The organism is Cypionkella sp. (assembly GCF_028290025.1).
GTDB lineage: Bacteria > Pseudomonadota > Alphaproteobacteria > Rhodobacterales > Rhodobacteraceae > Cypionkella.
In genome coordinates this window covers 19,737-41,041 of sequence record NZ_JAQGKQ010000096.1, presented here as the reverse complement: position 1 = coordinate 41,041, position 21,305 = coordinate 19,737, and the positions used below count along the sequence as shown (strand labels likewise).

The 21,305-nt window shown below is 60.2% G+C and carries 17 protein-coding genes and 3 tRNA genes; 8 read left to right on the top strand and 12 right to left on the bottom strand.

The genetic code is table 11. The annotated features are described in order from the left end of the window. The coding region (locus JWS10_RS17520) for a nucleotide-binding domain containing protein (protein WP_299509099.1) at positions 1–224 on the top strand (224 nt) is incomplete at its 5' end. An 18-nt stretch (positions 225–242) separates the two neighbouring features. Continuing rightward, positions 243–887 carry a class II aldolase/adducin family protein gene (locus JWS10_RS17515; protein ID WP_299509098.1) on the top strand — a complete coding sequence of 215 codons (645 nt, stop codon included), beginning with the start codon at positions 243–245 and terminating at the stop codon, positions 885–887. A 36-nt stretch (positions 888–923) separates the two neighbouring features. On the opposite strand, the gene JWS10_RS17510 is transcribed toward JWS10_RS17515, so the two are convergent. Next, the gene (locus JWS10_RS17510) at positions 924–2,210 is read right to left on the bottom strand and encodes an acetoin dehydrogenase dihydrolipoyllysine-residue acetyltransferase subunit (RefSeq protein ID WP_299509097.1); all 1,287 of its coding nucleotides are present in this window, start codon (positions 2,208–2,210) and stop codon (positions 924–926) included. A 20-nt stretch (positions 2,211–2,230) separates the two neighbouring features. Then, positions 2,231–3,088: an IclR family transcriptional regulator gene (locus JWS10_RS17505; protein ID WP_299509096.1), complete on the bottom strand. Its 858-nt coding sequence runs from the start codon at positions 3,086–3,088 to the stop codon at positions 2,231–2,233. Between the two features lie 176 nt (positions 3,089–3,264). Here JWS10_RS17505 and JWS10_RS17500 point away from each other — a divergent pair, with 176 nt between their 5' ends. The 6 genes from JWS10_RS17500 to JWS10_RS17475 all read left to right on the top strand — a co-directional run bounded on the left by JWS10_RS17500 (position 3,265) and on the right by JWS10_RS17475 (position 10,010). Continuing rightward, the gene (locus JWS10_RS17500) at positions 3,265–4,278 is read left to right on the top strand and encodes an ABC transporter permease (RefSeq protein WP_299474398.1); all 1,014 of its coding nucleotides are present in this window, start codon (positions 3,265–3,267) and stop codon (positions 4,276–4,278) included. Between the two features lie 4 nt (positions 4,279–4,282). Further along, positions 4,283–5,119: an ABC transporter permease gene (locus JWS10_RS17495; RefSeq protein WP_299509095.1), complete on the top strand. Its 837-nt coding sequence runs from the start codon at positions 4,283–4,285 to the stop codon at positions 5,117–5,119. Further along, the gene (locus JWS10_RS17490; protein ID WP_299509094.1) at positions 5,116–6,111 is read left to right on the top strand and encodes an ABC transporter ATP-binding protein; all 996 of its coding nucleotides are present in this window, start codon (positions 5,116–5,118) and stop codon (positions 6,109–6,111) included. Before JWS10_RS17495 ends, JWS10_RS17490 begins: the two co-directional genes overlap by 4 nt. Beyond that, a complete protein-coding gene (locus JWS10_RS17485; RefSeq protein ID WP_299509093.1) occupies positions 6,111–7,139 on the top strand; it encodes an oligopeptide/dipeptide ABC transporter ATP-binding protein in 1,029 nt (342 codons plus the stop codon). The genes JWS10_RS17490 and JWS10_RS17485 overlap by 1 nt, the downstream gene beginning before the upstream one ends. Continuing rightward, positions 7,139–8,431 carry a CaiB/BaiF CoA-transferase family protein gene (locus JWS10_RS17480; RefSeq protein WP_299509092.1) on the top strand — a complete coding sequence of 431 codons (1,293 nt, stop codon included), beginning with the start codon at positions 7,139–7,141 and terminating at the stop codon, positions 8,429–8,431. Before JWS10_RS17485 ends, JWS10_RS17480 begins: the two co-directional genes overlap by 1 nt. 145 nt (positions 8,432–8,576) lie before the next feature. After that, a complete protein-coding gene (locus JWS10_RS17475; protein ID WP_299509091.1) occupies positions 8,577–10,010 on the top strand; it encodes an NAD-dependent succinate-semialdehyde dehydrogenase in 1,434 nt (477 codons plus the stop codon). 71 nt (positions 10,011–10,081) lie between these two features. Here JWS10_RS17475 and JWS10_RS17470 read toward each other — a convergent pair whose 3' ends face one another. The 10 genes from JWS10_RS17470 to JWS10_RS17425 form a co-directional block, all read right to left on the bottom strand. Beyond that, the gene (locus JWS10_RS17470; protein WP_299509090.1) at positions 10,082–11,116 is read right to left on the bottom strand and encodes a hypothetical protein; all 1,035 of its coding nucleotides are present in this window, start codon (positions 11,114–11,116) and stop codon (positions 10,082–10,084) included. 5 nt (positions 11,117–11,121) lie between these two features. Further along, positions 11,122–14,145, bottom strand: coding sequence for an adenylate/guanylate cyclase domain-containing protein (locus JWS10_RS17465; RefSeq protein ID WP_299509089.1), 3,024 nt, complete (start codon positions 14,143–14,145; stop codon positions 11,122–11,124). After that, positions 14,135–15,526 (bottom strand): hypothetical protein, encoded by a 1,392-nt coding sequence (locus tag JWS10_RS17460; RefSeq protein WP_299509088.1) that lies wholly within the window; start codon positions 15,524–15,526, stop codon positions 14,135–14,137. The genes JWS10_RS17465 and JWS10_RS17460 overlap by 11 nt, the downstream gene beginning before the upstream one ends. 355 nt (positions 15,527–15,881) lie before the next feature. Continuing rightward, positions 15,882–15,955: transfer RNA gene (locus tag JWS10_RS17455), tRNA-Cys, on the bottom strand. 144 nt (positions 15,956–16,099) lie between these two features. Next, positions 16,100–16,174: transfer RNA gene (locus JWS10_RS17450), tRNA-Gly, on the bottom strand. Between the two features lie 140 nt (positions 16,175–16,314). Next, a tRNA-Gly gene (locus JWS10_RS17445) sits at positions 16,315–16,389 on the bottom strand. Between the two features lie 87 nt (positions 16,390–16,476). Next, the gene (locus tag JWS10_RS17440; protein ID WP_299509087.1) at positions 16,477–17,694 is read right to left on the bottom strand and encodes an aminotransferase class I/II-fold pyridoxal phosphate-dependent enzyme; all 1,218 of its coding nucleotides are present in this window, start codon (positions 17,692–17,694) and stop codon (positions 16,477–16,479) included. A 179-nt stretch (positions 17,695–17,873) separates the two neighbouring features. After that, positions 17,874–19,175 carry an FAD-binding oxidoreductase gene (locus JWS10_RS17435; protein ID WP_299509086.1) on the bottom strand — a complete coding sequence of 434 codons (1,302 nt, stop codon included), beginning with the start codon at positions 19,173–19,175 and terminating at the stop codon, positions 17,874–17,876. Between the two features lies 1 nt (position 19,176). Then, positions 19,177–20,532, bottom strand: coding sequence for a glutamine synthetase family protein (locus JWS10_RS17430; protein WP_299509085.1), 1,356 nt, complete (start codon positions 20,530–20,532; stop codon positions 19,177–19,179). Between the two features lie 45 nt (positions 20,533–20,577). After that, on the bottom strand, positions 20,578–21,258 hold the full coding sequence (locus JWS10_RS17425) for a type 1 glutamine amidotransferase (RefSeq protein WP_299509084.1): 681 nt from the start codon (positions 21,256–21,258) through the stop codon (positions 20,578–20,580). Between the last annotated feature and the right edge of the window lie 47 nt (positions 21,259–21,305).

Here is a 21,305-nt window from a genome sequence, read left to right as displayed (position 1 = left end):
TGGTGGCGCGGGGCGTACGGCGGTTGGTGGTGGCGGGGGGCGAAACCTCGGGCGCGGTGGTCGCGGCGCTGGGGATCAGCTGGGTGCGGGCTTTGCCGGAAGGTCCGCTTGGCACCGGCTTTTGCGTGACCGAGACCGCGCCGAAGCTGTCGCTTTACCTGAAGCCCGGCAAACTTGGCGCTGATGACATTTTGCTGCGCGCGATCACCGTGATGCAGCCCTGACGGCAGGGAGAGGATACCATGACAGAGGCAGAAAGCCGCGCGGCGTTGGTTGCAGCGTCGCAGCGCACGGTGGCACTGAGACTGAACAGCGGCACCGCGGGAAATCTGAGCCTGCGCTTTGGCGCGGGTATGCTGATCACGCCGACGGGTGTTCCGCCTGACGATATGCAAACCGAGCAGATCGTCTACATGGATATGACAGGCGCATGGTCCGGTCGCTGGAAGCCATCTTCGGAGTGGGCGATCCATCTTGGCTTATACAAGGCCACCGAGGCGCAAGCGGTGGTACATGCGCATCCAGACGCAAGCGTTGCACTTTCCTGCCTGCGCGCGCCGATCCCGGCGTTTCACTATATGGTTGCGGGTTTTGGTGGTGATGAGATTCCCTGCACGCTTTACGCGACCTTCGGGAGCCAGGCACTGGCCGATACTGTTGTGGCTATAATGGGCACGACTTACTCGGGCTGCTTGATGGCGAACCACGGCATTGTCACCCATGCCGCCGACATGGCAACCGCGCTTTTACGCGCCGAAAAGCTGGACATGTTGGCGCGGCAATATCTGCTGGCGCTGTCGGCTGGAACGCCAGTGCTGTTGACCTCCGCCGAACTGGCGGCGGTCCATGCTGGATATGCGGTTTACGGCAAGCAGCCCAAAGCCTGAGGCAGCCCAAAGCCTGAGCTTGGGTGCCTCAAAGCTTCAGGCGCTGCGCCGCATCTCGGACAGGATGCGCCGCGCCAGAGCGGGCTGTTCCAGATGCGGCATGTGCCCGCAGGCGGCGAGCGCATGTAAAGCGACATGGCCCGGAAGCTCGGCTGCGCGCGCGAAAGGCAAAATGCGGTCATTTCGTCCAAACACCACGCGCGTGGGCAGCGTGATGTTGTTGAGATCCTGCAAGATTGAGTGGCTTTGCGTGCCGTCGGGAAAAAAGCGGTTGGCAAAGGCGCGCATCGCATCGGTCAGCGGCTGATTGCGCCGCTGTTCGACCACCGCGCGCAAGAAAGCATCGGAAATCACCGCGCTGTCATGCACCAATTCGTTCAGCCACGGTCGCAGACTATCGGACACATCAGCGCGCAGGATGCCTTCGGTGAAGGCTGCATTGATCTCGGGGCCAAGGCCAGCGGGTGCGAACAGGCACAGGCCGCACAGATCAAGGCTGCCGCGCGCCGCGATCCGGGTCGCCACCGCAGCGCCAAAGGAATGTCCCGCGAGCAAGATTGCGCCATCGACCAAGCCGGCGATGGATTGCTCGACCAGCAGTGCAAGCGCATCCATATCGGCAGGAATATCCAGTGGTGATTGGCCATGGCCGGGCAGGTCCAGTGCCAAGACCGGCCCCTCAAACCGCGCCCCGGCGAACAGGCCGCGCCAGTTGTTCAGATCACCAGCAAAGCCGTGCAACAAAACCACAGGCACGCCGCTGCCGCGCCGCAACCAGACGTGGTGCAGAGTGTCATTTGCGTTGCGCTGGGGGGCAGGGGACGTGCCTTGGGGACCGCGGGCCAGAGACGACAGATATGCCAGCACATCTTTCTTTTGCACCCGTCCGCGCGGCCCGGTTCCTGCAAGGCCGTCGATGCTGAGGCTTTTATCGCGCGCAATACGCCGCGCCAGTGGCGTCGGGCGCGGTCCTTGTTGCGCATTTTCAAGCGGAGCCACCGACGTCGTCACTGTTGCAGTCGTTGCTTTTGCAGCAGCCGCTGTTGCAACCGGTTGCGGTTTTGTGTCCAGATCACCGAACGCTTCGCTCGGCGCATAGATCGTCGCCACCTGCGCGCCGACATCGACCTCTGTACCCGCCGGGGTCAAATGACGGATCACGCCATCGGCGGCGGCTTCGACCTCGACCGCGGCCTTGTCATTCTCAATCTCGAACAACACCTGACCGGCGCACACGACCTCGCCCTCGGTAACCCGCCACTGCGAGACTTTGCCGACAGCGTTTTCCAAACTGACTTTCGGATAGATAACCGGTGTCGGCATGATGGCTCCTTAATGCGTGGCTATTCGGCCGTGGTCTTCCAGCTGGACGGCAATAGGGCGGTGGATTGTGGGGTTTCATGGCCTGCCAACTGCGCGCGCAGGCGCTGGGTCAGGTTTACCAGTGCGGGTCCGACCAGGTTGCGGCAACGCTCACGTGGCAGAATATCGACGATGCCGCCGCAGGTCAGCGCAATCAGCGGCGATCCATCTGTGGGCCTGAAGGCGACGCCAACCGCGTTGATGTAGCTGAACCAGACGCCGAACGCCGCCACGAAACCACTGGCATCGCGCTGCTGCAACGCATCTTGAACCGATGTTTGAATGCGCTCGGCATCCTCTGGGCCACTTTGCACCAGCTGTTGCAGGACGGAGCTGCGAACCTGCGGCGTCATTTCGGCCAAATATGCCAGACCCATCGCGGTGCGCCAGATCGGCAGCCGTGAGCCGACATTCAGCCGCAACGACACCGGACTGTTGGAGCGGCAGTTTGCCAGATACACCATCTCTAGCCCGTCGCGGGTGCCCAAAGCCACAGCGGCGCCGGTTTCGTCCGCCAACTTTTGCATCAGTGGGCGCGCAAGATGGATCACCGCGTTCGAGCTGAGCGCCGAATAGCCCAAGGACACCGTCGCAGGACCGATGCTGTAGCGGCCAAGCGCATCATCGTAATGCAGGTAGCCCAAGCTGACCAAGGTGGAAGTCAGGCGTGACACCGTCGCCTTTGGCAGACCCGTCCGCTCGATAAGCTCTTGATTTCCCAGTGTTGCATCCTCGATGGTGAAGGCGCGCAAAATCTCGAGCCCTCGGGTCAGTGATGCTGCCGAATTGCTGGCATCTGTTTTGGTTGCGCCCTCTACCGGCTTGGTTCTTTTTCGCAAAGTTCTTCCCTTCGTCGCCGTTTATCGGTCGATCCGTCTTCGCTATGCGATGATCTTTCGTAAATGGAATTTAATTTCATTTATGTTGACGCCGCGCGCCCCTGTTGTCAATATGGATCAAAGCACTGCCGAGCGTCACGCAAAAAGGCGGCGATCTAGCTGTGGGGAAGCAAAGCATGGCCCGTTACATCCTGCGTCGGCTGATCGCGATGCCGTTTCTGGTGCTTGGAATCGTCACTCTGGCGTTTTTGTTGACGACGGTGACCAAGGGCGACCCCTTGGCCGCTATCCTTTCGGACCGGCAGATGAACGATCCGGAGGCTGTTGCCGCAGCGAAGGCGCGCTGGGGGTTGGATCGCAGCTTGCCGGAACGCTATGCGATTTATGTGGGCAATCTGCTGACTGGCGATATGGGAACTTCTTTCATCACCCGCCGCCCAGTGGCGCAGGATATCTTGTATCGTTTGCCCGCGACCATGGAGTTGGTGACGGCGGCGATGGTGGTGGGAACAACCATTGGCATCACGCTGGGCGCGTTGGCCGCCTATTATCGCAACAGCTTCATCGACCATCTTGCCCGATTTTTTGCGCTGTTCGGCTCGTCTGTGCCGGTGTTCTGGCTTGGTTTGGCGTTGCTTTACGTGTTTTCGGTGAAATGGGGGGTGTTGCCCGGTCCGGGCAGGGTGGATGCCCGGATGCAGCTGCCTCCGTCGGTGACTGGTGTGCTGACGATAGACGCCTTGCTGGCAGGCGATCTTCGGGTGTTCGTCGATGCGGTCTGGCATCTTATTCTTCCGGCGTTCGTGCTGGGTTGGGCGGTGGCGGGCACCATATCGCGACTGGTGCGCGCCAATATGCTGGAGGTGCTGGGGCGCGAGTTCATCCTGACCGCACGTGCCAAGGGGGCAGGCGAATTTCGCGTCGTGGTGCGCCACGCTTTGCGTAACACGCTGGTGCCGACGCTGACGGTGATTGGGTATTCCTTCGCCTATCTGCTGACAGGAGCGATTTTGACCGAGACGATTTTCTCATGGCCCGGTATGGGATCTTATGCTGTCGATGCCGCGCGTGGACTTGATTTCCCCGCAATTATCGGGGTGACGATTGTGGGCGGCGTGGTGTTTTTGGTGACAAATCTGATCACTGATATCGCTTATGTGGTGGCCAATCCGCGCGTCAGGTTGGGGTAGGGCCATGACGACTGTTCCGCATATCTTTATGAAGCGTCCGCGCTGGCTGACGGTGCCGCTGGGCATTGGTGCCGCTGTCGTGCTGTTCTGGTTGGCAGCCACGGTTCTGGCCCCGGCAATAAGCCAGTATGACCCGCTGGAGTTGGTCGGTCGCCGCCTGCAGCAGCCGAGCTGGGAGCATTGGCTTGGCACCGACGCTTTGGGGCGCGATGTGCTAAGCCGCACCCTGCACGGCGCGCGGTATTCGTTGCCTATCGCGGTGATCGTGGTGACGATTGCCGTGGCGGTGGGCGCGCTTTTGGGGGCTGTCTCGGGGTTTGTTGGCGGTTTTATAGGCGCGGCGATCATGCGATTGGTTGATGTGACGCTGTCGTTTCCGCCGATGCTGCTGGCGATGGCGGTCGCGGCTTCGCTGGGGCCGGGATTGGGCAATGCCACGGTGGCGATGGTGATCGTGTGGTGGCCGGTTTATGCCCGTCTGATGCGCGCGCAGGTGCTGGAAGTGCGCGAACGCGAGCATGTAGAAGCAGCGGTAGCGGCGGGGGCGGCGGCGCCGCGCGTGCTGTTCAAGCACATTCTGCCACTGTGCTGGACCCCGGTTTTGATCAGCGCCACGATGGATCTGGGGCAGGTCATTCTGCTGGCGGCCTCGCTTAGTTTCATCGGGTTAGGGGCCACGCCGCCCTCGCCCGAATGGGGCTCGATGATCTCGGATGGGGCGTCGCAGTTCTATTCCTGGTGGGTGGCGCTTGGGCCGGGCCTTGCGATTTTGTCCATCGTGCTTGGCTTCAATTTCATCGGAGACGGCTTGCATGACTATTTCGATCCGAGGTCGAAATGAGCGCCGCAGTGACTGAGCAGCCGTTGTTCGCCGTGCAGAACTTGCGCGTGGCCTTTGGCCATGGCGGCCAATATTCGGAAGCCGTGCGTGGCATCTCGTTGACGGTCAATCATGGCGAGGTGCTTGGCATCGTCGGCGAGTCCGGCTCGGGCAAATCGGTAGGAATGTTGGCCTCTATTGGTTTGCAGGCTGAAACGGCGCGGGTCACAGGCTCGGTGCGGTTCAAGGGTCGCGAGCTGGTGGGTATGCCTCGGCGCGAGCTGCAAAAGCTGCGCGGCTCGCGCATTGCGATGATCTTTCAAGACCCGCTGTCATCGCTAAATCCGGTGATGACCGTGGGATGGCAGATTGCCGAGGCATTGCTGCTGCACAACCATGGCATGACGAAGAAATCCGCTATGCAGCGAGCAGAGGAATTGCTGTCACTGGTGGCCATTCCGCAGCCCGACCGCCGCCTGCACCAGTATCCACATGAATTCTCGGGCGGGATGCGGCAGCGGGTGATGATCGCGATGGCGGTGGCAAATGATCCTGATCTGTTGATCGCAGATGAGCCGACCACAGCGCTGGACGTAACGGTGCAGGCGCAAATCATGGAGGTGTTGGCAGACCTGCAAAAGCGGCTTAACCTTGGCCTTGTGCTGATTACGCATGATCTGGGGGTTCTTGCGGGACATGCCGACCGGGTGGCGGTGGTTTACTCGGGCGAGATTGTCGAGCAAGCCTCGGTTGAGGATCTTTTTGTCCGGCCCAGTCACCCCTATACGCGCGGGTTGATCGCCTCGATCCCAAACATGGCAGTCGAGCGTGACAGGCTGTTTTCCATCGAAGGCACCCCGCCTGTGCTTGGCAAACTGCCCGGCGGTTGCGCATTTCATCCGCGCTGCACTATGGCGCAGGATATCTGTCGCAGGCTGGCCCCGCCGATGCGCGGTACCGCCAGCCATATCGCGGCCTGCCACTTCACAGATTTGCCAGAGAGGCATGTCTGATGACAAACTCTCAGCCGATCCTTTCCGTTCGCAATCTGGTCAAAAGCTTCCCTGTGCGGGGCGGTCTGCTGATTGAGCGCGATATCGGCCAGGTCAACGCCGTGGCGGGGGTGTCGTTTGACGTGCCTGCCGGTGAGACGCTGGGTCTTGTCGGCGAGTCTGGCTGTGGCAAATCCACTCTGGCTCGCTGTCTGTTGCGACTGATTGAGCCAAGTTCAGGCGAGACGCTGTTTCGCGGGCAGGATCTGAACGCTTTGTCGCGCGCCGAGATGCGCTTGCACCGTCGCCATGTGCAGATGGTATTTCAAGATCCCTACGCCTCGCTGCATCCGCGCATGACGGTGGCCGACAACATCGCCGAGCCGCTGCGGATCAGCGATCTGTCGTCGGTCCAGCGCAAGGCCCGTGTGGCCGAGATGTTAGAGTTGGTGCGGCTGAACCCCGAGCATGGCCAGCGCTATGCGCATGAGATGTCAGGCGGGCAGCGGCAGCGCGTGGTGATTGCGCGTGCGCTGGCGTTGAAGCCTGATCTGCTGGTGTTGGACGAACCCGTGTCGGCGCTGGATGTCTCGGTGCAGGCGGGGGTGCTGAACCTGCTGAAGGATATTCAGCGCGATATGGGAACTGCTTATCTGTTCATCGCGCATGATCTTTCGGTGGTGCAGCATATCTCGCATCGGGTGGCAGTGATGTATCTGGGCAAGATCGTCGAGATTGCACCGAAATCCACGCTCTACCGCGCGCCGATGCACCCTTACACGCAGGCGCTGATGTCGGCGGTGCCATTGGCTGATCCTGTGCGCGAACGCAGCCGGGTCCGTATGGTGCTGAAAGGCGATGTGCCGAGCCCAATGAACCCGCCGTCGGGCTGTCGGTTTCGGACACGTTGCCCGATGGCGCAGCCGCTTTGTGCCGAGGTGGAGCCGCCGCTCGCGTTGCTTGGGCCAGACCATGCCGTTGCCTGCCATTACCCCAAGGCCATCGAAACCGGGCTGTCAGGCTCGGTTGCCGTTCAGGAGAGCCGTTGATGACCGCGTCCAATTTGCCGCTCGCCGGGTTGAAAGTGCTGGATTTGACCCGCGTACTCGCCGGACCTTGGGCCACAATGAGCCTCGGCGATCTTGGGGCTGAAGTCTGGAAGATTGAGAACATCCAAGGCGGTGATGATACCCGAGCCTGGTCGGTGCCGAATTACAAGGGCGTCAGCACTTATTACCTCTGCGCCAACCGTGGCAAGCACAGTCTTGCCTTGGACATGAAGGCTGCCGAAGGCCGCAAAATCGTGCTCGATCTGGCCGCGAAAGCCGATATCGTGGTCGAGAATTTTCGGGCGGGCACCGTGGAGCGTCTGGGCGTGGGCTATGAGGCGATCCGACAGTTTAACCCCGGCATCATCTATTGCTCGATTTCGGGGTATGGCCAAACTGGACCGGAACGTGATCGCCCGGGGTATGACTTTATTATGCAGGCCGAAAGCGGGCTGATGTCGATTACTGGCGAAAAGGATGGCCCGCCGAACCGGCTGGGCGTGGCGTTCACCGACGTGGTGGCAGGGATGATCGCAACCCAGTCGATCTTGGCCGCGCTTTATCAGCGCCGCGATACCGGACTGGGGCAATACATCGACGTGGCTTTGCTGGATTCGGCGCTGAATATGCTGATCAATGTCGGCACGGGTTACCTGAACGCCGGGGTCGAGCCGGTTCGCTATGGCAATGCGCATCCGACCGTGGTGCCGTACCAGATTTTTGACACGCAGGACGGCATCTTTGCGCTGGCCGTGGGCAATGACCGCATGTTCGTCGATTTTTGCGAACAGGTGATCGAGCGTCCGGCACTTGGCGCCGACCCGCGCTTTGTCAGTTCGCACCAGCGCGCGCTGCACCGCGACGAGTTGCTGCCGATTATCGCCGAGATTATCCGTCACCGCACGTGCGAGGATTGGTTGGCGGCGTGCAATCGGGCCAGCGTTCCGGCAGGTCGGGTCAAGACCGTGGCAGAGGCGCTGCAAAGCCCCAGCGTAACCGAGCGCGGCGTGATCCAGCGGTTAGACCATCCGACGCTTGGCCCGGTCGCGCTGATCCGCTCGGCGCATGGTTTGGCGGCGCAGCAAGACCATACCCCCAAAGCGCCGCCGCTTTTGGGTGAAGATACCCGTGCGGTTCTCTCTGATGTGCTCGGCTATGATGCGGCCCGGATTGAGGGCTTGATCCGGGCGGGCGTGGTATCTTGCGCCTTTGATCAGCCGAATGATGATCCGGGACGCGCCGCGGCACACAACTCGGCACGGCAAACTATGACGGTTGGCGCAAGCCCGTGAGGTATGCTTGGGCGCGATTGCGCTTGGCGATCTCGCCTTTATGATGTGCCGGACCGCGCATGGTTAAGGCTTTCCACGCCACTTGGGCGGGCCGATATTTTTGCACGCACGCCACCCCCAAACTCCAAAAATGGGAATGACCCAGATGACCTACCCCAACACCCAGCTTTTCATTGATGGCACTTGGCGCGCAGCCGCCAATGGCAAAACCATTCCGGTTCTGAACCCCGCAACGGGTTTGGAGATCGGTACGGTTGCATGGGCCGAAACGCCCGATCTTGACGCAGCACTGGCGGCGGCCGAGAAGGGATTTCAAATCTGGCGCAACACCTCTGCTTACGAGCGCGCAAGGTTGATGCGCCGCGCTGCTGATCTGATCCGCGAGCGCAGCGATACGATTGCCGAGATGATGACGCTGGAGCAGGGCAAGCCGCTTTTGCAGTCGCGGATGGAGACGCTTGCTGGCGCTGATATCATTGACTGGTTCGCCGGAGAAGCGCAGCGCACCTATGGCCAAACCATTCCCGCCCGCGCGCCCGGTGTTTTGCAGATGACGCTGAAGCTGCCGGTGGGCCCGGTTGCGGCCTTTACACCGTGGAACTTCCCGATCAATCAGGTGGTTCGCAAGCTGTCGGCTGCGGTCGCTGCAGGGTGTTCGATCATCGTTAAAGCCCCCGAAGAAACTCCGGCCTCGCCAGCCGAGCTGATCCGCGCCTTTGCCGATGCAGGTATCCCGGCAGGGGTGGTGAACTTAATCTACGGGGTGCCATCCGAGATTTCCGCCTATCTCATTCCGCATCCGGTGATCCGCAAGATCAGTTTTACGGGCTCCACCCCGGTTGGCAAACAGCTCGCGGCTCTGGCATCGCTGCATATGAAACGATCAACGATGGAGCTTGGCGGCCACGCGCCGGTGATCGTCGCCGCAGATGCCGATCTGGATTTGGCGCTTGATCTGATGGTCACGCACAAGTTCCGCAACGCCGGGCAAGTCTGCGTCTCGCCTACCCGCTATCTGGTGCAGAACCCTGTAGCCGATACGTTTATTGACCGCTTTACCCTAGGCGCTAAGGCCGTGGTGGTCGGCAACGGCATGGACCCGCAGACCCAGATGGGGCCACTGGCCAATGATCGTCGCATCCCCGCGCTAGAGGCTCTGGTGGCCGATGCGGTGGAAAAAGGCGCAAGACTGATGACCGGCGGGCGGCGCATTGGCAACGAAGGTTGGTTCTTTGAGCCCACCGTGCTCGCCGATGTACCCATCACCGCGCGGATCATGAACGAGGAGCCGTTCGGCCCGGTGGCGGTGATCAATCGTTATGCCGATATGGACGCCATCATTGCAGAGGCCAACCGGCTGCCGTTCGGGCTTTCGGCCTATGCCTTCACCCGCAGCGGCGAAACAGCCACGCGGTTGGGCAATGAGGTTGAGGTTGGTATGCTGTCGATCAACCATCTGGGGCTCGCCTTGGCTGAGGTGCCGTTCGGCGGCGTCAAAGACTCGGGCTATGGCACCGAGGGCGGCTCGGAAGCCATCGAAGCCTATATCGAAACCCGTTTTGTCACCCGCAAAGGCTGACCCAACCGAGGCTCACCATCGCATCGACGTGTCAATGAATGCGCTTGGTTAAGGTGCGGCGACCTTGAGATTCATGTGTTCGGCCAGATGGCTAAGCGGATTTGCTTGAGGAGATCGAGACTGGGTTCGGCTGCGGCGATGACGAAGTTCTGCGCCAAAACTTCGTCAGGATGGAACAGTTCGCCGGTAAAATTGCGCCCGATCTTGGCAAGATATTGCGTCAGCATCGGGTCGGTCGGGTCTGACGGATTGAAGGCGGGCATCGCATCGTGCCGCCTTGCTTTCCATTCGCCTGCCTCGCGTTCGACGGCCAAGAAAAACCAGTTTAGCGTGTCAAAGAACTCGCCGGTTGCGTAGGGTTGCGAAGACGCCAGCACTGGTACCATCGGGCAGGGGTCGGTTTCACCCGGCGGGATCAGATCAACGGCGACGTTCAAGAGCGGCGCGTCGGGGTTGGTGATCTTCAGATCGCAGAGCGAAAAACCGTTCGGGCCTTTGGTATCCGGGAGGGTGACGCTGTTTTCGAGGATGCGGTAGCCGACGTAGCCGTAGAGTTGCGCGCGCCATGCCGGATTGTTCTTGGACAGAAGGTGAAAGAGTTCGTGGGTCACCACCCCGGCCAAGTATTCGGTTGACTGGCCTGGATGCAGCGGGTCGCCGCCCGGCGGCGTGGCGTAAAGCGATGCCACCATGTTTGCGGGCAGCACGATGGTGTCGAGGTGCCGGGTATAAGCTGCAGCGGCTTCTTCGCGGCCGGTCGATTTCACCAGATAGATGCGTTCGGGCAGATGCAGCGACATCGAGTCGAAGATCAGCCGTAGATTGGCGGTGATCTTGGTCAGTTTCTGCGTCTCATCATCGCTCCACGCTAAAATCTGCGTGCCGAGATAGGCGAGGAACAGGGTTTGATCGACCGTCGCCGCCCCCTGCGGAATGCCGATACGGGCGTGGCGGTCAAAGGGGCTTTGGGCGTCGATATAGGTGTCGGCAGAAGCGATGCGTTGATGCGCCGTATCAAGCCCAGCCGCAATCATCAGGGTGTAGCCGGTGTTATCTGATGCGGCGCGCAACAGGCCAAGCTCGGTGTCGTTGATATTGCGGGGCATCGGGGTCACTCCTGAAAGCGTTCATTCAGCATGGAAAGCCAGAGCTTGGCTGATTGACTGCGCGCGACCTCCCGCGCCTTGCTGGCTGTGATAGCGGCGGCTGCCGTCTGGCCACGGGCTTCTTGCAGTTCGGCTGTCGCCAGCAACAAAAGCGCGCGGTGCTGGTTTTCGCCGGTGCGGTCAATCAGGGCGATGTAATGCGCGATCAGCGCCTCGGCTTCGGGCAAATGCCCTAGGGCGATCATATCACGCGAAAGATATCCGGCAAAAAGCGCCTGCCAGCAGGTGAAACCGGTCATCGCCCACAAATTGAGCCCTTCGCGCATCTGTGCAACGCCACCTTCCAGTTCGCCGCGCCGCGCCTTGGTCCAGCCTTGGCAGAACTGCGACATCGCCAGAAATTCGGGAAAGCCCTGAAGCGCGGCGAACGCAAAGCTCTCGTCGCTGATCTTGTCGGCCGCGTCGATGTCGCCGCGCATCATGGCGGTGGTGAAGCGGGCAAGCAGGCCGAAGCCATGGGCGTGCGGAAATCCCATCGTTTCGGCCAAAGCGAAGGCGTGATCGGCATGTTCTTTAGCCTTGGCGAAGTTGCCCATGACGGATTGGGTAAGCCCAAGGTAAAACAGGCTGAACACGCCGAACTCTTTGAGAAACTTGGCATAGAGGTCGTGGTGCAGCCGGGGGTCGTGCCGTGCGACCGTGTTGCCCAACCATTCAGCCGCGACGATGTTGCGCCCCTGATGCCACGCGATCAAGCCCTGCATCGTGTTGGCGGCTAGATACGACGCATCGGAAGGAGCCTTAGCTTCGATCATCGCGATGGCGTCGGCAATGCGCAGCGCCCGGTCAAGATCTGCGACCGCCCACGCATGCAGTGCAGTGTTGTAAATGACCGGAACCATGTCTTCATGCAGGCCAAGAATATCGACGAGTTGCATCGCGCGGGCTTGGGTTGCGCCGAACTCGGGGTTGCCGGGACCGCGGGTCACCATTTGCGTCGGGCCGCGCACCGATAAAAGCTGAAGCTCGCGCAGGTCACGCTCGGGGCCGGTCGGAAGAAACTGGATACACGACAGGCCAGCTTCTAGATGCGCGAGCGCCTCGAACGCCGCGCCACGTCCGGCGGCCTTGATGCCGGCACGCAAGTAATACGTCACGGCCTCTTCGTAGCGGCCAGCGTGTTTCAGGTGATAGGCCATCACCTGCTCGCCGACTTTCGACTCGATCCCCATCACGAGGAAAACCCCGGCAATGGCGTTGTGCAGCCGCTTTTTGCCGTCGCCCGACAGGCTGCCATAGATCGCATCGCGAACCAGCGCGTGCGAAAAGACAATGCTGTTGTCTTCAGGCACTGTGCCCTGTCGAAACCCAAGGCGCATGGCTTCCAAGGCGGCGATACAGTCGCCAACCGCCATCGGCGTCAGACCGAGCGCCCGTTCGACCAGATCGGGGCTGAACCTGCGGCCCAGCGCCGAGCCTGCCTGAGCAAACATCCGGGTATTGGGGTCCAAGCGGTCGAGCTTGCTTTGCACCAGCCCCGCCAACGTCAGCGGCACCTTGTCGCCGGTGAGACTGCTCGACTTGGCCTCGCGCAGCATGTCGGCATATTCTTCAAGAAACAACGGAACGCCTTCGCCCTTTTCGGTGATCTGCTGCAAATGGTCTGCTGACAGACTGGCCCCCGCAAGGATCTGGCGCGCAAGCCGCTGGCTGTCGGCATCGTTCAGTCGGCTGATCTCGATCAGCTCGGCACCGTCCACTCCGGACCCGTAGGGCGGCTCGCGACGGGTGGTCAGCAGAACCATCGCCCGGCTCGACGCGGCTTTGGCGGTGACAATCTCGATAAAGGCGGCAGAGGTGGGGTCGATCCAATGGACATCTTCAAGCACCAGCACCAGTGTGCCGCGCCCGGCAACCGAGCCAAAGAACTTCTCCGCCAGCAGCGTTAACGCCCGCCGCCTGCGCAGCGGGATTGACTCGGTCGGATCCATCTCGGCCTCTGCACCGAGCGGCGACAGCAGATCAAGCAGCAAGTCGGTGTTTGCAACGTCGGTCTGCCAAACTTTTTGGAACAGGCGCTTGATTTTATTGTGACGGCTTGCATCGCTATCGGAGTGGCTCGCACCCGCTATCCATTCGATATAGCGGCTGACCGGGTGCAGTGGCGTGCTTGAGTTTTCCGGGGAACATTGCAGGGCAAAAGTCGTCGCCCGGTCCGGCGTCAGGCCGTGCAGAAAGGCTTGGACCAGCCGCGATTTGCCGATCCCCGCGTCCGCGCTCAGGATCACGGTCCTACCCGAACCCGCACGGCAAGCCTCAAAAATCTCGTTCAACCTACCGAGCTCGACATCCCGCCCCACCATAGCGCCCGTTACACGGCCTCGGAGTGCCTCAAAGCGCGTTGCAACGCCCCGCCGCGTGCCCGTCACAAGGAAAATGTTCTCGTCGAAACGAAACCCCTTCAGTCGCCTCGGCCCAAGATCCTTCAGATTGAACATCGACCCAACGAGCCGCTGGGTGTCATGGCAGATCAGGATCGTGTCTTTTTCGGCAAGCGACTCGAGGCGGGCGGCACGGTTGATCGCGGAACCCACCGCGTTCGCGCCGAACTCGTCGCCATCCGAACGGATCATAACCGAACCGGATGAGATGCCGATCCGCGCCGCGAATGGCGTGCTTCCGCTGACCGCACGCAGGCCGTCCATGATGCCAAGCGCCGCTTCTATGGCACGCACGGCATCGTCTTCGGACGAATGCGGAAAGCCAAAATAGCAGATGATCCCATCGCCCTGGTATTGGGCGACAACCCCGCCCCGCTTGCGGACCGCCGTGTTGCAGATCGCGTGAAAGCGCCGGATGATTTCGGCGTAACCTTCGGCTCCGAGATCTTCCATCAGATCTGTTGATCCGACGAGATCGGCCATCAGAACCGAAACGCCTCGGTATTCAGTCGCAGCCTGACCTTCGGCATCGGCGGCCCGAGGGTTATTCCTTGCGGTCCACACTCCAGAGGCAGCCTCAGTGACCATCCACCCTCTCCTGAAGGAACGAAGACTGACCGATGGCCTCGGCATTTTCAGACAGCGCGAACATGATCGCCATGTCATAATCCAAGGCTTGGCCTCCGATGTTGCCCGACATCGGTTTGTCGCCCGGTTCGGACTGGAACCAGTGCGCCCAGTCTTGCGATCCGGGATCATAGAGCAGGAATTGTTGGCCATCCCTCGGGAACGACTTGTTGGGCGACGGATATAGATTGGATGTAAAGGGAAACTCCGCGACGCCGTGGCAGCTCATGCACGACGAGGCGCGCAGATGATCGTCCTTTTCGTAGCGCCGGCCGGACGGCGTCAACACGTTGTGACGCGTGGCCACATCCATCGGTCCCGCAAGCCGGCCGCCCCAGCCAAGACTGCTGTCGGTGAAGGCAGGTCGGTCGGGATTGATCCAGGATTCGGTAAGAACCTTGCCAGCCGGCAGCCCGTTGGGATCGCGCGCAAATTCTGGATCGTTGCCCCACATCGCACCCACCGGAACAAAGCGATCCCACGGCGTCGCACCTTGGCTTTTTGCGTCATAAACAAACGCCAGAAATACCCATTCGGTCTTGGGCGCAGCGATTGGATCCTTGATCTTTATCGCTATCTGGATCGGATAGACCGTCAGCACCTGCGGCACGAGCGGCTGGGTTTTGGCTTGCTGATCTTCGATCGAAGGACGAAAGACCCTCCAACTGCTGGCACCTTTGATCACGCCCCATTGTGCTGGCGTTGTCGTCACCGCTTCCGCCTTCACGACGATTGACCCGTCAGGAAAGCCGACCGCGCCGAGGTCGGGCTTATAGATGTTCTTCCAAATCGCGCCCAACATGGTGGCGGCGACATCGTTATAATAGATCACCGCGTGGTTTTGGACGTCGGCGGTTGGCGTATAAGGTGGGAAGAAGGTGTCCGCTGGCATGATCTGACCGGTGTAGGTGTTTGCGATCGCATCACGGCCGGATGTCGGATCAATGCCATTGTAGCTTCCCGGCTCGCCCGCGCCGGACCAGACCAGATCGTACCAGCCCGCCGCGCGCGGATCCCACGACACCTGATCTTCGATCAAGGTCCGCAGCGTCGGCTCAAGATACGTCTTGACCGCCTGCGCATATGCAGCGGCATTCTGGGTGGTCAGCTTGCCCACACCGCCGCCCAACATCCAGCCCGGGGTGACCGGCGCGGCGGGGTAATTGAGATTGGCTACCAAAAAAGGCCCGTTGTACTCCGCAGGTTGCGGATAGAGGCCATTGTTCGATGCCATAGGATCGTCGGCAACCGCCACAGACCCGGACAAAACCAAACAGAGGCAAGAAAGTTTGAGCGTCATCCCATAGCGGCGAGGAACATTGATTTCTGACAGAAGAAACATTGCTTCGGCTCCATTCTGAAAAATTTATGCCATGCAAGCGGGATAGGGCGAGGCCCAACCCAATATTCAAATTCGCATCCTGTGCACCAGTTTGGGAGCCAGACCTTCAAAGCCCGGAAACTGCAAAGTTCGCCCAAAATCTGACGACTCGTAGCATCGACCAAAAATATGATGCACCTGGTGCATCTGGCGACGGAGTTTGGCACGTCACGGGCAAAAATCAAGCAATTCGTTTTGAATGACTCGCAGGCGGTGGTGAACCGACGCTATGCAGACGATCTTGACCGCTGCGCTAGGCGCGTAAAGATGCCGCTAAGGAAAAATAGGGGATGTGTTCAAGTAGTTAGGTATTCCCTGGAGGCGGGTATCGGAATCGAACCGATCTACATGGATTTGCAATCCAGCGCATAGCCTGCCTGCCCACCCGCCTCAAGGTTCGGGTGAAATAGGGGAAACTGGCGGGCGGTGCAAGGGGTTTATGGTAAGTGCGAAGGTTGTGTTTGGCAGGTTTGCGACAGCGCACGATCCCCGCCATAGCAAAACGGCCGCTCGGGTGAGCGGCCGTTTTGCTATTGGAGCGGGCGATGAGATTCGAACTCACGACCCTAACCTTGGCAAGGTTATGCTCTACCCCTGAGCTACGCCCGCACTCCGTAGGGGGTATTTAGCGGGGTGAGGTGGGGGGTGCAAGCGGTATTTCTGCGGATTTTTGGTGGGTTTCGCAAACAAACCGGTGGGTTTTGCTAACAAAAAAGGCGTCCCGAAGGACGCCCGTTTTTGATTTCCGATGGAGCGGGCGATGAGATTCGAACTCACGACCCTAACCTTGGCAAGGTTATGCTCTACCCCTGAGCTACGCCCGCAACCGTCGGATTGCGGTGAGATAAGCGAGGGGCGGCGCGGCTGCAAGGGTAAAAATGCAAGCGCGCGGTTGATTTATCGAAGCGGGTTTAGGCCGAGGCGATGGCGGCGGATTTCAGCGGCGCTTTCACCGCGGCGGCCGCTGTCGTCAGGGCGGTGGCGATGTAATCAAGCTCGGATTCGGTCAGCCGCGTTGGAAGGCGCACATCGCAAGCCCGCATCAGCATGGCGCGGGTGCGCGGCAATTCGGGGGCAGGGCCGAGAAACTCCCAATTCCAAAACGCGCGGGCATTGCCTTCGGTCAGACCGAAGATCTGCACCGAAACGCCACGCTGTTTGGCGTGGGCCTGAAAGGCGAAAGCCTGCGCATCAGTCCACTCGCCCGCGAGGTTGAACTGGATCGAATCGGGGGCGCGCTGTTCGGCAGCCAAGGCGGGCGGCACGGTCAGGAAGGCGCTGGTGTTTAGCTCGGCCGCAACCCGGTCATGGCCCGCGCGACCCTTGGCAACGCGGGTGGCGACCTCGGGCAGTTGTGGGCGGATCACGGCGGCAGACAGGTTTTGCATCCGCATGTTGTAGAGTGGTAGCTTGTTTTGCCACAACATGTAGCTGTTTTGCATACCTGGGTGCTTTTTCCAGTTCTGCTCGTAAGCGCCCGACATGATGACACAACGGGCGGCAATCTCGGGATCATCGGTGATCAGGATGCCACCTTCACCCGCGTTCACCAGCTTGTAGGACTGGAAGCTGAAACAGCCAACCTTGCCAATGGTGCCGATATTTTTGCCATGCCAAGTGGTGCCAAGCGAGTGCGCGGCATCCTCGATCACCGGGATATTTCTGGCATCACAAAGCGCCATGATGGCATCCATATCAGAGGTATGGCCCCGCATATGGCTGATCAGCACGGCGCTCGCATCGTCGAGTTTGGCCGCGAAATCGGCCATATCGACGCGGTAATTCTCGCCGACCTCGACCAGAACCGGGGTGCAATCGGCGTGGACAACGGCAGAGGGCACAGCGGCGAAGGTGAAGGCTGGGATCAGGATTTTGGCATCGCGCGGCAGGTCGAGTGCTTTGATCGCGAGGAATAGGGCTGCGGAGCAAGAGGCGACGGCGAGGGCATATTTGGAGCCTAACAGGTCGGCAAATTCCTGTTCGAGCAGGGAGACTGGCGCGCCTTCAGCGGCGGTGTAGCGGAACAAATCGCCGGAGGAGAGCAGGCGGTCAATTTCAGCGCGGGCGGCCTCTGGGATTGGTTCGGAATCGTAGGTTTTCGGGGCGAGGCTTTGTCCGTCAGCAGCCATGATCACAGCTTTCCTTAAAGTCTTCTTCAGGAAAGCTTTAAACGCATGATTGGTGACAGGCTAGTGACAATCTCGGGCTTTGGGTGAATTCCGCCTATTTGACAGGCGGAATTTTGCTGCGGTTTCGTGAGTTTGTAACAGTGGCGCGTTGTCAGGCGGGCCGCGCAGAGATGGAAAAACTACAGGCCCAAGCGGTCGCGCATGCCATACCACGTCATCGCCAGCACCAGAAGCGGCCAGCGCAGGGCAGCGCCGCCGGGAAAGCGATGCTGCGGCAGGCTCGCCATCAGATCGAAACGCTCGGACTGCGCGGCGGTGGCTTCGGCGAGGATTTTGCCCGCAAGCGTCGCCATCGCAACACCGTGGCCAGAGTAACCCGAGGCCGAAAGCGTGTTCGGCATCGGCCGCGCGAAGCAGGGCATTCGATTCATCGTGATCGCCAAAGTGCCGCCCCAAGCGTAGTCGATTTTGGTGCCTTTCAGCTGCGGATAAATCTCCAACATCGGTTTTGAAGTGGTTTTGATGATGTCGGGGAAGCGGTAGCCATAGGATTCGCCACCGCCAAACAGCAGGCGATTGTCTTCGGAGAGGCGCCAGTAGTTGACCACGAATTTGGTGTCGGCAACGGCGATGGGTTGCGCGAGGATATCCCTGGCGCGGTCGCCTAAAGGTTCGGTGGCCAGGATGAAGTTGTTGATAGGCATGACTTTTGCGGCGACTTTTGGGGCGAGATCGCCGAGATAACCGTTGCCTGCGAGGATGAGTTGCTTGGCTTTGACATGGCCGGTGGCGGTGTGGACGATGGGGGTGGGGCCGTGGTCAATGCGGATAACTTCGGACAATTCATGCAAGCGCGCGCCGGATTTGGCGGCGGCTGCGGCTATACCGAGCGCGTAGTTCAGCGGGTGGAGGTGACCTGCGTCGCGGTCGATTTCGCCGCCTTTGAAGACCTTTGAGCCGATCAGGGCCTGGATGCCTGCGCGGTCCAAGGTCTCAAGATGGCTGTAGCCGTAGTCGCGGCGGAGTTTTTCGGCGTAGGCGTGGCTGTCGCGGACCTGTTCATCTGTCCAACAAGCATGGGCAATGCCGGGGTAGAAGGTGACGGGGATGTTGTGGGTTTGGATGAGGTTCTTCACCAAAGCCTTTGATTCTTCGGCTAAATCCCAGAGTTTGTGCGCGGTATCAACGCCGACCGTGTTCTCTATCCAGTCTTGATCTTGCCGCTGACCGGAACCTACTTGCCCGCCATTGCGGCCCGATGCGCCGAAGCCGAGTTTGTGGGCTTCCAGCAGCACCACATCATAGCCCTTTTCGGCAAGATGCAGGGCGGCTGAAAGCCCGGTGTATCCGCCGCCGACGATGCAAACATCGGCGCGGGTTTCGCCTTGCAGGGTTGGGAATGGGGCTAGCGGCGTGCGGGTCGCGGCGTAGTAAGACGGCGGGTAAGCGCCGGTTTTATCGTTGGCGTGCAGCAGGTTCATGTTACACGTTCAACAACAGATGTTCGCGTTCCCACGGGCTGATGACTTGCAGGAACTCTTTGTATTCATTGCGTTTTACTGAGTCGTAAACCGCTACGAATTCTGGCCCAAGCACTTCGCACAGGGCTTTGTCTTCTTCCAGAAGATCCAGCGCGTCGCCCATGTTCACCGGGATATCGTCACTGTCGATGTAGGCCGAGCCAGCAAATTCGGGCCGGGGGTTTTTCTTTTCCATCAGGCCCAGATAACCGCAAGCGAGGGTGGCGGCGATGCCGAGGTAGGGGTTGCAATCCATTCCGGGCAGACGGTTTTCGACGCGGCGACCGGCGGGGCTGCTGATCGGGATACGCAGGCCGGTGGTGCGGTTGTCGCGGCCCCATTCAAGGTTAATTGGTGCTGCGAAATCAGGCACATAGCGGCGGTAGCTGTTCACGTAAGGCGCAAGCAAAGCGATGGCCCCGGTGAGGTGGTTTTGCAATCCGGCGATGAAATGCAGGAAATGATCGGTTTCGCCGCCCTTTTTATCCGAGAAGATGTTCTTGCCGGTTTTGCTATCGACCACCGAGGTGTGGATGTGCATGGCCGAACCCGGCTCGCCTGCAATCGGTTTAGCCATGAAAGTGGCGAAACAATCGTGGCGCAGGGCGGCTTCGCGGATCATGCGTTTGAAGAAAAACACGTCGTCAGCAAGCCGGATCGGGTCGCCGTGGGCGAGGTTGAGCTCGATCTGGCCCGCGCCGCCTTCTTGCAAGATACCGTCAATTTCAAGACCTTGCGCCTCGGCGAAGTCATAGATGTCGTCGATAACCTTGCCGTATTCGTCGATGGCGGAAAGGCTGTAGGCTTGCTTGCCAGCCGCGCGACGGCCAGAGCGGCCCATTGGTGGGATCACCGGCTGGTTGGGGTCGATGTTGCGGGCGGTCAGGAAAAACTCCATCTCGGGCGCGACTACGGGGGTCCAACCTTGGGCTGCGTAAAGCTCCACAATCCGGCGCAGCACGTTGCGCGGGGCGAAGGGGACGAGATTGCCCTCTTGATCTTTGGCGTCGTGGATGACTTGCAGCGTCACGTCGGCGGTCCACGGCGCGGCGGTGGCGGTGGTGAAATCGGGCTCCAGGATCATGTCAGGCTCGGTGAAGGCATCGAAGGGGTTGTCGGCCCATTCCCCGGTGATGGTTTGCAGGAAGATCGAGTTCGGCAGGAAGTAGTTGGTTTGATAGGCGAATTTCGCCGCTGGCATCGCCTTGCCGCGCGCCACTCCGGCAATGTCGCCGATCACACATTCGACTTCGTCTACCCGGCGGTCACCGATATAGTTGCGGGCTGCCTCTGGCAGTTGGTCGGTCCATTTGGACATTTTATCACACTGTTGGTTCGGGTTAACCCCGGCGAGGCTGGGGACTTATTGTCGTTTTGCCTTGAAGAATGCAGCGATTTGCGCCGCCATCGTCTGATCTTGAACGGGGTCTGACAGCCTGTCGGCGGCTGCCGCCATCACATCGTCGGGGACCAGACCTTTGCCCCGAGTTTGCATCAGGCCATCAATGAATTCGGGGCGAAATTCAGGATGGGCTTGCACGGTCAACATGCGATCGTCGTAAAGTAGCGCCGCATTGGTGCAGAAATCGTTTGTGGCCAAAATCTTAGCACTGGCGGGCTTTTCGGTGACTTGGTCACGGTGCCAAGCGTTCAGCGTGCGTTTTTCACCGTTGAAGTCGTAATCGGTGGCGCCTACCGCCCAGCCGCCTGCGTAGCGTTCAACCTTACCGCCCATCGCTTGTGCGATAATTTGGTGACCAAAGCAGATGCCGACCATCGGAATATGGGCTGCATAGACGTCACGGATGAAGCTTTCTAACGGCGGAATCCAGTCGTGATCTTCGTAAGCGCCAAAGCGCGAGCCGGTGATCAGCCAGCCGTCGCATTCGGAAACCGAGGCCGGGAACTGATTTTCCAACACGCGATAGGTGCGGAAAGTGAAGCCATTGCCTGCTAGCAGACGCGCGAACATATCTGGGTAATCGCCCGAAGTCTCTATCAGGGCGTCAGGGGCCAGACCTGTTTGCAAGATGCCGATAAGCATGGGTTTTCCGGGGTTGTTGTGGGTTAAGACTGCGCTGCGTCCCGCCG